Annotated in this window: 11 protein-coding genes; 4 read left to right on the top strand and 7 right to left on the bottom strand. The window is 54.4% G+C overall.

From position 1 onward, the window contains the following. The 5 genes from QZL66_RS03995 to QZL66_RS03975 form a co-directional block, all read right to left on the bottom strand. The coding region (locus QZL66_RS03995; RefSeq protein ID WP_293601839.1) for a M42 family metallopeptidase at positions 1-893 on the bottom strand (893 nt) is incomplete at its 3' end. Beyond that, a complete protein-coding gene (locus QZL66_RS03990) occupies positions 887-1897 on the bottom strand; it encodes a M42 family metallopeptidase (RefSeq protein ID WP_022410459.1) in 1011 nt (336 codons plus the stop codon). The genes QZL66_RS03990 and QZL66_RS03995, both read right to left, overlap by 7 nt. A gap of 2 nt (positions 1898-1899) precedes the next feature. Then, the gene (murD, locus tag QZL66_RS03985) at positions 1900-3294 is read right to left on the bottom strand and encodes a UDP-N-acetylmuramoyl-L-alanine--D-glutamate ligase (RefSeq protein ID WP_022410458.1); all 1395 of its coding nucleotides are present in this window, start codon (positions 3292-3294) and stop codon (positions 1900-1902) included. Between the two features lie 85 nt (positions 3295-3379). Further along, complete coding sequence (locus tag QZL66_RS03980) at positions 3380-4087, bottom strand: peptidylprolyl isomerase (protein WP_367949760.1); 708 nt, start codon at positions 4085-4087, stop codon at positions 3380-3382. A 212-nt stretch (positions 4088-4299) separates the two neighbouring features. After that, entirely contained in the window at positions 4300-5448 is a 1149-nt protein-coding gene (locus tag QZL66_RS03975) for a Cna B-type domain-containing protein (RefSeq protein WP_022410456.1), read from the bottom strand. 393 nt (positions 5449-5841) lie between these two features. Between QZL66_RS03975 and QZL66_RS03970 the strand changes: the two genes are divergently transcribed. After that, positions 5842-6630: a hypothetical protein gene (locus QZL66_RS03970; RefSeq protein ID WP_022410455.1), complete on the top strand. Its 789-nt coding sequence runs from the start codon at positions 5842-5844 to the stop codon at positions 6628-6630. A gap of 256 nt (positions 6631-6886) precedes the next feature. Here the strand turns inward: QZL66_RS03970 and QZL66_RS03965 are convergent, their stop codons facing one another. After that, positions 6887-8743: an endo-1,4-beta-xylanase gene (locus tag QZL66_RS03965; protein ID WP_022410454.1), complete on the bottom strand. Its 1857-nt coding sequence runs from the start codon at positions 8741-8743 to the stop codon at positions 6887-6889. Between the two features lie 247 nt (positions 8744-8990). Between QZL66_RS03965 and QZL66_RS03960 the strand changes: the two genes are divergently transcribed. The 3 genes from QZL66_RS03960 (at position 8991) to QZL66_RS03950 (ending at position 11155) form a co-directional block, all read left to right on the top strand. Next, positions 8991-9236: a hypothetical protein gene (locus tag QZL66_RS03960; protein WP_022410453.1), complete on the top strand. Its 246-nt coding sequence runs from the start codon at positions 8991-8993 to the stop codon at positions 9234-9236. A gap of 186 nt (positions 9237-9422) precedes the next feature. Continuing rightward, positions 9423-10115 carry an iron-sulfur cluster assembly scaffold protein gene (locus QZL66_RS03955; protein ID WP_022410452.1) on the top strand — a complete coding sequence of 231 codons (693 nt, stop codon included), beginning with the start codon at positions 9423-9425 and terminating at the stop codon, positions 10113-10115. Positions 10116-10135: 20 nt separating this feature from the next. Further along, complete coding sequence (locus QZL66_RS03950) at positions 10136-11155, top strand: GGGtGRT protein (RefSeq protein WP_022410451.1); 1020 nt, start codon at positions 10136-10138, stop codon at positions 11153-11155. A 704-nt stretch (positions 11156-11859) separates the two neighbouring features. On the opposite strand, the gene QZL66_RS03945 is transcribed toward QZL66_RS03950, so the two are convergent. Next, complete coding sequence (locus QZL66_RS03945) at positions 11860-12042, bottom strand: hypothetical protein (protein WP_022410450.1); 183 nt, start codon at positions 12040-12042, stop codon at positions 11860-11862. Between the last annotated feature and the right edge of the window lie 369 nt (positions 12043-12411).

The following is a 12411-nucleotide window of genomic DNA, read 5'->3' as shown; positions in this document are numbered from 1 at the left end:
CCACGGCTGACATGGATGGCGCCGCTGTCGTTGCCGCCGGCGATGCGTGTCTTGGTCTGGCAGGGAATCCCCTGTGCCTGACACAGCGCAAACGCCGCCTGATACATGCCCTTGTCGTACATGGTGCTGCGGTCCATGAAAGAGATCACCGGCCCGCCGCCCAGCGTGCAGACCCGTTCGCCGCCGGATGCGCCGACGATATCCGCCGCCGTGGTCGCCTCCAGCACCAGCGCAAATTCCGGTGCAACGGTATAGGCAGCAGCCGTTGCGCCACGCAGTCCGATCTCCTCCTGCACCAGAAATGCAGCGGTGATGTCATAGGGCAGCTCCTGTTCCAGCAGCCCCAGCAGCAGTGCGCAGCCGGCACGGTCGTCGATTGCCTTGCTGCAAACTCTGCCGTCCCCCAGCGTCCGGAAGTCCGGACAGAAATAGGCGCACGTGCCCTCCGGCGCAAGCTTCCGTGCCTCCTCTGCCGAGGATGCGCCGATGTCCAGCACCAGTCCGTCAAAGGTGGGCAGCTGGCTGCGCTGTTCTTTGGAGAGCAGATGCACCGGTTTCGTTCCTACAATGCCGGGAATGTGCTGTCTGCCCACCAGGAACTGTCTGCCGATGACCACCGAGGCATCCACACCGCCCACGGCTGCAATCTCCAGCAGACCGCCGTCCTGAACGTGAGTGACGATCAGGCCAACCTCATCCATGTGAGCGCTCACCATCAGGTGATGCGAGGCACGCTGTGCGCCCTTTTTCTCCACCAGCAGATTCCCCAGCGGGTCGATCTGCCACGAAACTGTGGGGTTTCCCTCCAGCGCACGGCACACATAGTCCCGCACAGCGCCCTCGTCGCCGGAAACGGCGCACAAATTGCAAAGTTCCTCGAAATGGTTCAGCATGATGCGCACCCCCTTACATATGCCGCCAGCAGCTTTCCTGTCAGCGCCACGTCCTCTGTTCGAATCTTCTCCACCGGTGTGTGCATGTGGCACAGCGGAATGGAAACGGTGCCGGCACGCACGCCGCCCCGTGTGACGGCAAAGCGGTCGGCATTGGTGCCGGTCGTTCCCGCCATGACTTCTGGCTGCCACGGAATCTGCGCCGCATCTGCCGCAGTGATCAGTGCATCGCTCACATCACGGGACAGGGAGGGCGAAATGCCGATAAGGGGGCCTTTCCCGCAGACGCCCACCTTTTCTCCCGCATCGCCGAATGTGACATCTACCGCCAGCGCAATGTCCGGCGCAATGGTATAGGCACCGATCTTGGCGCCACGCTCCCCCAGTTCCTCCTGTGTGGAGAAGAGCACACTCAGGCTGCACGGCAGCGCCTGCCCCTGCAATTCCTCCATGGCGCAGAGAATTGCCGCCATGCCGCAGCGGTCATCCAGCGAGGGACTGGTAACATAGCCGCCCGCCATGGTGCGAAACGGCATATCAAAGGTCACACTGTCCCCCACCGAAAGCAGCTGTTCCAGATGCTCCCTGGAATAGCCGGTGTCGATGGCGAGTTCTGTCACCTCTGCCACGTGTTCCTTTTTGCCGCTCTGCAAATGGGGCGGAATGCAGCAGATCACACCGGCAATGTTCTGCCTGCCGTGGAGCAGCACACGCTGCGCCGGCATGAAGCGGTATTCCAGACCGCCCACATTTCCCACACGGACAAAGCCGTCCGGCGTGATCTCCGTGACCACAAAGCCCACCTGATCCAGATGCGCATCCAGCAGCACGTGGGGTTTTCCCGCCTGACGGCTGCCCAGTGTGCCGCAGACATTGCCGCTGACGATCTCCACTGTGTCGCAGAACGGGCGCAGCAGCTCCGCTGCGGTTTCTGCAATGGCGGACTCGCTGCCGGAAACACACGCCGGCGCCGTCAGCTTTTGTAGCAGTGCATTCAAGTCCATACTCAGTGCAGCTCCTTTACCAGATTCTTATAGTGGATGCCGCGTGCCTCGAAATTCGGGTAGAGGTCGAAGCTTGCGCAGGCGGGCGAGAGGGTGACGATATCCCCTGCCTTGGCACGCTTCCGTGCCTCCTGTACTGCCTCCTCCATGGAGGAAACGTGCACCAGTTCCGGTGCGCCCTCCTGATAATACTGACTGCCACGGATCGCCTTTTCGATCTTGTCGGCAGTCACGCCCATGAGCAGCACCAGCTTCACCTGCTGGCAGACGGTATCCGCCATGGGTTCAAAGGGGATCTTCTTGTCATAGCCGCCCATGATGACGATGAGCTTCTGGGAGAACGAGCGCAGTCCGGCGAGAACACGGGTCGGACTGGTGGCGATGCTGTCGTTATACCACTTTACGCCGTCCAGCTCCCGCACAAATTCAATGCGGTGCTCCACGCCGCCGAAGTTCTTTGCCACATAGACAATGTCCTCAATGGACACGGTGCCCCAAACGGCATTGATGGCTGCCAGATAGTTCTCTACGTTGTGCATGCCCGGAATGCGGATGTCGTCCTTGTGCACCACCGGTGTTACCTCGCCGTTCTTGACATAGCAGAGCATGCCGTCCTCCCGCAGAAACGTGCCGAACGCCGGCTGGGTCTTACGAGAGAAGGTGGTCAGCGTGCCACGCACCATGGATGCCAGATTCATGGTTGCCTCGTTGTCCTGATTGAGGATGGTGCGGGAGAAAGCGTCCTGATGGGCGATGAGATTGGTCTTGGCGTAGATATACTCCTCCATGGTGCCGTGCACGTCCAGATGGTTGGGAGCGATGTTGGTGATGACGGCAACGTCCGGCGACTGGCGCATGGAGAGCAGCTGGAAGCTGGACAACTCCACCACAGCCACATCTTCCTCCCGGATGTCATCGATGATGGGCAGGAGGGCACGGCCGATATTGCCGCCCTTGTGCACCCGATAGCCGGCACGGGAGAGAAACTCGGAGATCAGCGTGGTCGTAGTGGTCTTTCCGTCCGAACCGGTAACTGCATAGATCTTACAGGGGCAGAGCTGGAAGAACACCTCCATCTCCGAGGTGATGACAACACCCTGTGCCCGTGCCTGCTGGAGCTTCTCGTTGTGGTAGTACATGCCCGGCGAACGAAAGACAACGTCATAATCCGTCAGGTGGTCTAAGTAGGCATCCCCCAGACAGAACTGTACGCCCAGCGCCTTGAACTCGTCATAGGCTGCGCCCAGCTTGTCCGCGGTCTTGCGGTCCAGCAGAGTAACCTCAATGCCCTTTTTCCGGAACAGGCGGATGATGTCGCCGTTGGTCACACCGGTTCCGATAAAAGCAACCCGGCTCTGTTTCATCTGTTCAAAAAAACGTGTGATATTGTGATTCATAAGAATTCTCCTCCCGTGACAGCACAGCAGGCACGGAGTCTGATTCCGTGCCTGCCGTGAAAGCCCCGCATCTCGGCGCCGGCTCTTATTCGCTCAAGAAATCGTTCATGGTAAACTGGACTCTCGGATTGCCGTCGGCGTCATCGTCCACCATCTCTGCCTTCAGAATAACAATGGGCACATCCGGCGAGGAAACTGCGCCGTCGGTACCCATGGAACGGGACACCTGCAAGAAGGAGTCCACCGTGTCCATACCCTCGGTGACTTCGCCGAATGCAGCGTACTGCTGATCCAGGAACGAGCAGTCCGTGTAGCAGATAAAGAACTGGCTGGAGGCGCTGTCCGGATCAGAGGAACGAGCCATGGAAACTACGCCACGCTGGTGGGAGAGGCTGTTCTCCACGCCGTTGGAGCCGAACTCGCCCTTGATGGTCTTGTCGCTTCCGCCGGTGCCGTCGCCGTGGGGGTCGCCGCCCTGTGCCATGAAGTCGTCTACCACACGGTGGAATGTCAGACCGTCATAGAAACCGTCCTTGACCAGATTCTCGAAGTTCTCGCAGGTCAGCGGAGCGACATCCGGATACAAGGTGATGGTGAACGTGCCGCCCGGCTCTGTGGAATAGCCCAGCTCCTGTGTGGTCTCCTGCTCTGCCACGTCTTCCAGTGCGGAAGAGGAATCCTTTTTCACCTTTACGTTTCCCTCGCCTTTTGTAGAACCGCAGCCGGCAAATGCGCCGAGCATCAGGGCAGCGCCCAGTGTCAGCGCAAGGCTGCGCATGCCATATGTTTTCATCATGATGATTTTCCTTTCGTATTTCTGCCGTTTCCGGTCGTGCCGGAACGAAATCTAATTGTGCAGCGTTTCCCTGCACAGGAATGTTTCCATTATACCACGTATCCATGAAAATTGCAAGGGATTTTTTCAGAGAATCGCACAGAGGCAAGCCACGGGGATATCCGGTGTAGCAAAAAGAGCACCCCCATTTTATGAGGATGCCCTTTGGATTACGAATGTTTCCGCTTCCGGTACCGGAATGCGATACCTGTGCCTGCGCCGAGTGTCAGCAGCAGTCCCAGCACATGATACCGTGTGACACCCGTTCCGCCGGTATACGGCAGTCTGGGACATTCCCGATTCACGATGGTGACGCTCGCCTTTTCCCAGTCCACCGGTGCCGCCAGAAGTTCCGCACCGTCTACCGTGCACTTCGCAGGCAGCAGTTCGGTCGTTTCCTCCCCTGTGGTGAAATAGCGTGTGTCATAGCCGCTCACCGCTTCTTCCCGCACGAAGTAGCTGTAATTCTGCGTCTTGTCCCCGCTGCACTGCGGCACGTTCTCCCACGTGTGCGTCCAGTTGCCGGACTCGTCCAGCGTTGCCGTGCCGTATTCCACTGTTTCCAGAACTTCCCCAGTTGCAGCGTCGGTCTGCATCTGGTAGAGGTGCACGGTGACTGCGGGATGTGCCGCTGCGGTCAGGTCTGACCATTGCTTCTGCACCGTCAGGTTCTTCTGCGCCGGCACTTGCATTTCCTCGTAATTTTTGATGTTGACCCAGTTCTCCGACAGCTGCACCGCCGATTCCCGCATCGTTCCGGTGACGGTATTCGACCAGACGAAGCGATCCGCAGTAGTGATATTGGGCTTGTACAGGGTGTTGCCGCTGGCGTCGGTGATCTCCTCCGTAATATTGTAATTGTTCGTATCATACGCATACCCCTTTTCCTGTATCACATAGTGCTCGCCGTTCAGGACCCGCACCGTCCAGACACAAGTATAGGTTTTGGTGGCAGCATCATAGGAGCCGGTGTACACATATTGTCCTTTGGTGCTTTCCGTGTTCTCCGGTTTCAGGTAGAGATAGACACCCTTTCCGACCTTCATATCAATCCCGTAGCCATCTGCCAGAATCTTGTTTACTTCTGTCTCACTCAGATTTCGAAACGCTTTGGTGACAGTCATTTCTTTTGTAGTTGCCGTCATAACGCCATCCACATGCCAGCCGTCCTTCTGATCTTTCAGAACATACCAGCGCACCTGATAGTTCTCCGGTGTTGCAAGCGCATTGTCAATAGTGACATTGCAGTCACCGGTACTCAGCCGAATCGTCATGCTGTTATCGTTGCGAATCCAGTGCAGCAGGCTTTCCTGCAGCATGGAGAAGTTTGCACCGTGATGCTTGTTATTATAGGAGTTCCGAAGAAAAATGTCGGCGCATCTTCAACTCCTCCATTTTGTCAATTGTATTTTGTTCTAGTTCAAACCTGTATCTTCCAAAATTCTACAGGTTATACAGATAGTATAACACAGTTCGGCAAAAATTGCAAGCCCTATTCTCGCCATTTCTAACGGATCATCTAATTTTTTACGAAATTTCATTGAATTTTTGAGCAATTTTACATTGCTTTTGGATGCGCAAGATTCGACTGTTACGGGCGGGAAATTTTAGGACGTGCCAGAGGGAAAGCGCATTGTTTTTGCGTCTTGCAAGCCGTCGAAAAATATGATATACTATAGAAAAGCATCGCAGAAAAGGAGGCCGGAAAGCAGATGGACTGTCCCCATTGTAAAACGCAGCTTTTCCCCGGCGAAAAGCGCTGTCATTTTTGCAACAAGCGTGTATACCCCATTCGCTGGCGGAACTGGTTTGTGATCCTGATGCTCGTGCTCTTTTACCCCGTCGGAGTGTACTTGATGTGGAAGCACAAGCGTGGTGTCTGGGCGGAGCGCACTGTTCTGCGGGTGTGCACCCTCGCCCTTGCGGAAACCATCTGTGCCATCTGGATCGGGTTCTATTTCCTGTGGGACGTGGCGAATGCATGGCACATCCGCTATGTGGAGTCATTCTGCGGGCCACGGGCAGCAGAACAGCAGGTGCTCGCCGCTTTCTGCACCTATGGCAGCACCAGAGATCACAACGAGGTCAATCTGGACTACGACGAGGAGAACGACTGCTACGTCCTGTCCTACACCTACCTGTGGCAGGAGTCCTGCCGGAGTCTGGCGACCTCCGCTTCGATTTCCCGCATCGTATCCGGCTTTCTGGACACCTACCAGAACCTGTCCCCCCATCTGGACACCACGCTGGAACTGGATGTCTACGGCGGGACGGGCTATGACAACAGCCAGCCCGTAGTGCGCCTGCGGATGAATCCGGAGCAGATCGCCAGCTGTGACTGGGAATCGTTCAAGGGCGAGAGCATTTATGTGCAGCTGGAACAGAACAGCGAACTGTTCGAGATCTACGAACCGATTCTGGAAAAAGTCCCGCCGGAGAAGATCCGCTATCGGGATGGGAAATGGGATCGCATCCGGAAGTACAGCTATTTCCTCGGATGAGGCGCAGAAACGTATCGCTGGGATTTGTAGGGACAGGTTGTGCCGTGTCCGGCAGTTTATTATCACACAAAAGGGATACCTTGCACGGTATCCCTTTTTGCTTGTATTTCGCCGAAAATGTTTTGGGGAATAAATCGGACACGGCACAACCTGTCCCTACTCATATAACATACAACAAAAAACGGGACAGATGCACGAAAATTGTGCGTCCGTCCCGTTTATGGTCAGAGCGTATGATGTTCCGGTTCGATGATGATTATTTGCCCAACAGGAACTTTGCCAGAGCCACAACGTCTGCGGCGTTGAAGCTGCCGTCCTGACTCATATCCAGATACGGTGCATACTGTGCCTCGCCGACCCATTCCTGACGCATTGCCGACAGGTCGAAGCCGTTGACCACCTTATCGAAATTCACATCGCCGGGGATAAAGTTGCCGTCCGGCTCTGTGGTGGTTGTGGTCGTGGTCTCGCTGCTGGCGGTGGTTGTCACTGTGGTGGTGATGGGGTCAAGCGGTTCAACGTCATCCACAATGGCGTAGAACGCCGGCTTTGCCTTGAAGTTCTCGTCGAACAGCAGCGGCACACGGGTTGCACGCCAGCTCTGGTCGTCGGTAACGCCCCAGATAACAACGGCGGAGATGTTGTCCTTGTACTTCACACAGAGGTCGAAGATATCGCTGTACATCTGCGCCTGCTTCTCCAGACCGGCTTCGGAGGTGTCGCTGGTGGTGATGTCCAGCTCGGTGATCTGAATGTCCAGACCGGTGGAAGCGAACTTGGACAGCGCCTTTTCATAGGTGGAAGCGTTGGGGAATCCAACGTCCAGATGGGACTGCATGCCGATACCGTCGATGAGTCCCTTTTCTTTCAGTTCCATTGCCATGTCATAGATGGCAGTGGTCTTCTGCGGCATGTATTCGTTGAAGTCGTTGTAGTAGAGCTTGCAGCCTGCCGGTGCGTACTTTCTGGCGAACTGGAAAGCGTACTCAATGAAGGAGTTGTCGCCAAAGATCCGTGTCCATGCGGAGCTGTCGGGGTTTTCGGACTTGCTGGAACCTGCAGCACGGGGTGTGCCGTTGTCCTGCCATGCCTCATTGACAACGTCCCATGCGTAGAACTCCACGTCCGGATACTGGGTTGCCAGTCCCTCCATGACGTTCTTGATGTAGTTTTCCATACGAGTGATCATGGTGTCCTTGTCGACCCAGTCACCGTCGTCGGAAAAATTCTCCTTAAAGAACCAGTCCGGTGTCTGGCTGTGCCATACGAGGGTGTGGCCACGAACCGGAATCTTATTCGCAGCGCAGTATTTCAGCAGAGCGTCTGCCTGCGAGAAGTTGACCTGCGGGTTGGTGTTGCCGCCATTTGCCTGAGATGCCGCCTGATCCAGCACGTAGTCCGGCTTCAGCTCGTTGCCGAAGGTGATGCTGTCGCTGAAGTGCTTCTGCACCAAATCCATAAAGGACGGCGAGGAGAGATTGGATGCCATAACGGCAGTCCCCACTTTGAAATAGCCGCTGTACACATCCTTCAGCGAGGCAATATCTTCCTCAATGGGGATAATGGGCGCTTCCGCAAGGGTGAAATCGTCGATGTACAGAGTGGAGGCATCGTTGCACTCGAAGTAGACATACACCTTGGAAACCTCACTGGTGAAGCTGAACTTAACGTTGGAAAATTCTGTCCAGTCGCCGTTGGATGTGCCGCTTGCCAGATTGCTGTAGTGGCGTTCGCCGGCGGTGTCGGTGTATTCCAGACTCAGCTTTACGCTGTTGTACCATTCAGTCTTGGCGAAAGCGCTGATGGTGTACTCCTTGTTGGGCTGGCAGATATCGTCCACCAGGAGCTGCGGGCCGTGCCAGCCCTTGGCACGGTCGGATACCATCATAGAAGAGGAGCCGCCGTGTGCCTGACTGCTGGTGATGGAGATGGATTCTACGCCGCCTCTGCCGGTGAACGGCAGAGATTCGCCGGTGTCCTCAAAGTCAGAGCTGTAGATAACTGCTCCGGTCTCGGCATCTGCTGCGGTGGCAGTTGTGAATGGGACGGACGTGCCCAGCAGCACGCCGCCCAGCACCCCGGCAAGAACTCGTTTGGCTGTGTGTCGTTTCATGATCATGACCTCCGATTTGCTGATTTGTTTTTTCAAAATCCCTTGGCATTCAGGTGCGCAACATTGTCACACATTGCAGCAGTGCCGCCCGAACCTGATTATTCCAGATAGAATCAGTGTACCACATCTTTTCGAAAATGTAAATACAAACATACAATCTGCCTGATTTTTTGTAGCATTATACAAACCCAAAGCCGCAGAGCATAGCAGACTGCACAAAGCGCCCGCCGACAGCGACGGGCTGAACATGCTGTTCCTCAGCACCGATTTCCCCTACTTCAACACCACCCGCATCTCTGATGTGGTGGTCAAGTGCGACGATACCGAGTATCCCATCGCAAAGCCCAGCGTCATGGCAGACAATCAGGGCAACATGTACGTAGAACTGGTCAATATCTATAACACCAGCCTGGCTCCGCTGGACTACACCATGCCCAAGGACAGCATCACCATCACCTTTGCCATCAGCGGCACCGGAAACGTCCTCCAGTAAAAATCTGCCGGAATTTCCGCAAAAAATACCCAAAGCCCCCGTCAGAGCACTCCGCTTTGGCGGGGGCTTTTTCGGAAAAAAATCAGAATTTATGAAAAAGTGCTTGATTCTTGCTGAAAAATGTAGTATAATAAAATCCGTATGGTGAAGTCACATACAATGCCATATCATGAAAGGAGTTTGACCATGATTTATTCAAACGAAGTAACCGAAATGTGCTGCGTAAAACAGGGCGTACAGCACGGTGCTGCACCGATCCCCGAGGAAGCAAAGTGGGTAAAGGCAAAGGAAATCAAGGACATTTCCGGTCTGACACACGGTGTGGGCTGGTGTGCACCGCAGCAGGGCGCATGTAAGCTGACCCTCAATGTCAAGGAGGGCGTGATCCAGGAAGCTTTGGTGGAGACCATCGGATGTTCCGGTATGACCCACTCTGCTGCAATGGCAGCAGAAGTTCTGCCGGGCAGAACCGTTCTGGAAGCACTGAACACTGACCTGGTTTGCGACGCAATCAACACCGCAATGCGTGAGCTGTTCCTGCAGATCGTATACGGCCGTACCCAGAGCGCATTCTCTGAAGAGGGTCTGCCGATCGGCGCTGGTCTGGAAGATCTGGGTAAGGGTCTGCGCTCTCAGGTTGGTACCATGTACAGCACCCTGAAGAAGGGTCCCCGTTATCTGGAAATGACCGATGGCTACGTTACCAAGATCGCTCTGGACGAAGATGATGAGATCATTGGCTACAAGTTCGTAAACTTTGGCAAGATGATGGACTTCATCAAGGCTGGCGATGACGCAAACACCGCATTCGAAAAGGCACAGGGTCAGTACGGCCGTGTTGCTGATGCAGTGAAGTTTGTGGATCCGAGAAAAGAATAAGGAACAGGAGGAAACGACCCATGGCATTATTTGAATCATATGAGAGAAGAGAAGCAAAGATTCTGGCTGTTCTGAAGGAATACGGCATCGATTCCATCGAGGGCGCTGCGGAAGTTACCAAGGCTGCCGGTCTGGATGTATACAAGATGGTAGAGGGCATTCAGCCGATCTGCTTCGAAAACGCAAAGTGGGCATACACCGTTGGTGCTGCCATCGCAATCAAGAAGGGTTGCCGCAGAGCTGCTGACGCTGCTGCTGCCATCGGCGAGGGCCTTCAGGCTTTCTGCATCCCGGGTTCTGTTGCAGACCAGAGAAAGGTTGGTCTGGGTCACGGCAATCTGGGCAAGATGCTGCTGGAGGAAGAGACCAAGTGCTTCGCTTTCCTGGCTGGCCACGAATCCTTCGCTGCTGCTGAGGGCGCAATCGGTATCGCTGAAAAGGCAAACAAGGTTCGGAAGGAACCGCTGCGTGTCATCCTGAACGGTCTGGGCAAGGACGCTGCACAGATCATCGCACGTGTCAACGGCTTTACTTATGTAGAGACTGAAATGGACTACTACACCGGCGAGGTTAAGGAAGTATTCCGTAAGTGCTACTCCAAGGATGCAAACAGCCCCCGTGCCAAGGTAAACTGCTACGGTGCAAACGATGTTACCGAGGGCGTTGCCATCATGTGGAAGGAAGGCGTTGACGTTTCCATCACCGGTAACTCCACCAACCCGACTCGTTTCCAGCACCCGGTTGCTGGTACTTACAAGAAGGAATGCGTCGAGAAGGGCAAGAAGTACTTCTCCGTTGCTTCCGGCGGCGGCACCGGCCGCACCCTGCATCCGGATAACATGGCTGCAGGTCCGGCTTCCTATGGTATGACCGATACCATGGGCCGTATGCACTCGGATGCACAGTTCGCAGGTTCTTCCTCCGTTCCGGCTCACGTAGAGATGATGGGTCTGATCGGCATGGGCAACAACCCCATGGTTGGTGCAACCGTTGCTGTGGCAGTATCCGTTGAGGAAGCTGCAAAGGCTGGCAAGTTCTAAGAAACTGCGTGGATCTTCCATGCTGATATGAAAAAGAGCACCTCGGCTGGTTTGGCTGGGGTGCTCTTTTGGATTTGGATGGGCGATGCGTTTCGTTCGGATACAGCAGCCCTGCATATTCCCCTTGTGGGGACACGGCGTTACAATAAAGGGAACCCCGGACACGGCACGCCGTGTCCCTACATGGGCGTGGAGGTTTGCTGTATTCGACGAAACGGGCACTCTGTTATTTTTCAGAGCACCCGTTTTGATTTTTGCACAATTACACTTCTAACAATATCTTGCCCCACAATTTGTGCATTTTCCATTGAAAACCGTATTTTTTCCACAAGCTGCACATTTTTTCCCTAAGCCACCTTTTCCTCCGTTCGGAGGAACATACATAGAATAATCACACTGAGAACATTTTCTACCTGTTGGCGTAGAAAAGAATGTCAGCTTCCCGCACTTTGGGCATTTCATACCAGCCATTTTACAACACCTCAATTATACTCTTATGACGTTTTTGAAAAAAATTATTTTTCATGTCGCCATCCGTTATTCGTTCAAAATTATACCACATATGTACCAAAATAACAAGCTATTTTACATAAATTCAGCAATATGCACAAAGAGCAGATTCAAAATAGTACAGATATATCAACTCATTCTAGGACATTTTTTGTAAATTTGGAAACGATTCAATTTCTAAACATGAACATGATTTAATCTGTCTCCACAAGGTTTTCTGATTTCTCAGATGGAGTTACCCCGTGCTGTTTCCGAAACTCCTCTTTAAATGCTTCGAACTCCGCATCCAGTTCCTCCACGGTTTTTCCAGCACATATCTTTCGAACAGCTTCCATGTCCACATCGCATTCTCTAAAACAATACTTATCGTCATCCATTCCTGTCTCACCTCCCTTTGTATCATATCACATTTGTACGATAAAAACAACCCCGGACACGGCACGCCGTGTCCCTACAGAGGGGGCATAGAAGATTGCTGTAACGGCGCATCCTGTCCCTGCAAATCTTTGCGCACCGTTTTCCCCGCTGCAGAATAGAATGAAACAGACCCGTTCCGGATTGGCGGAGCGGGTTTTGAATGAGTTCTTGAGAAAGGAGCGGATGAAATTTGCAGAGCGCATACGAACGAATGCCCCGTGTCCCGGGGATGCAGCACAACCTGCTGCGGGACTATCCCCGCACGGAGCCGGTCTCTGCCCGATATACAGACACTGTGGAAGGGCACGCCCCCATCAGCCCGTTTCCAG

Origin of the sequence: Ruminococcus sp. CAG:330 (assembly GCF_000437175.1) — a bacterium.
GTDB lineage: Bacteria > Bacillota > Clostridia > Oscillospirales > Ruminococcaceae > Ruminococcus_C.
Note: the sequence above shows the minus strand (reverse complement) of the source record. Positions and strands in the feature narration are given on the sequence as shown.

What these genes read in the sequence shown, in the direction of transcription:
- QZL66_RS03970 (WP_022410455.1), top strand. Translation starts at nt 5,842, where the DNA reads ATGGACTGTCCCCATTGTAAAACGCAGCTTTTCCCCGGCGAAAAGCGC.
- QZL66_RS03945 (WP_022410450.1), bottom strand. Translation starts at nt 12,042, where the DNA reads ATGGATGACGATAAGTATTGTTTTAGAGAATGCGATGTGGACATGGAA.
- QZL66_RS03955 (WP_022410452.1), top strand. Translation starts at nt 9,423, where the DNA reads ATGATTTATTCAAACGAAGTAACCGAAATGTGCTGCGTAAAACAGGGC.
- QZL66_RS03975 (WP_022410456.1), bottom strand. Translation starts at nt 5,448, where the DNA reads ATGCTGCAGGAAAGCCTGCTGCACTGGATTCGCAACGATAACAGCATG.
- QZL66_RS03950 (WP_022410451.1), top strand. Translation starts at nt 10,136, where the DNA reads ATGGCATTATTTGAATCATATGAGAGAAGAGAAGCAAAGATTCTGGCT.
- QZL66_RS03960 (WP_022410453.1), top strand. Translation starts at nt 8,991, where the DNA reads ATGCTGTTCCTCAGCACCGATTTCCCCTACTTCAACACCACCCGCATC.
- QZL66_RS03965 (WP_022410454.1), bottom strand. Translation starts at nt 8,743, where the DNA reads ATGAAACGACACACAGCCAAACGAGTTCTTGCCGGGGTGCTGGGCGGC.
- QZL66_RS03980 (WP_367949760.1), bottom strand. Translation starts at nt 4,087, where the DNA reads ATGAAAACATATGGCATGCGCAGCCTTGCGCTGACACTGGGCGCTGCC.
- QZL66_RS03990 (WP_022410459.1), bottom strand. Translation starts at nt 1,897, where the DNA reads ATGGACTTGAATGCACTGCTACAAAAGCTGACGGCGCCGGCGTGTGTT.
- murD (WP_022410458.1), bottom strand. Translation starts at nt 3,294, where the DNA reads ATGAATCACAATATCACACGTTTTTTTGAACAGATGAAACAGAGCCGG.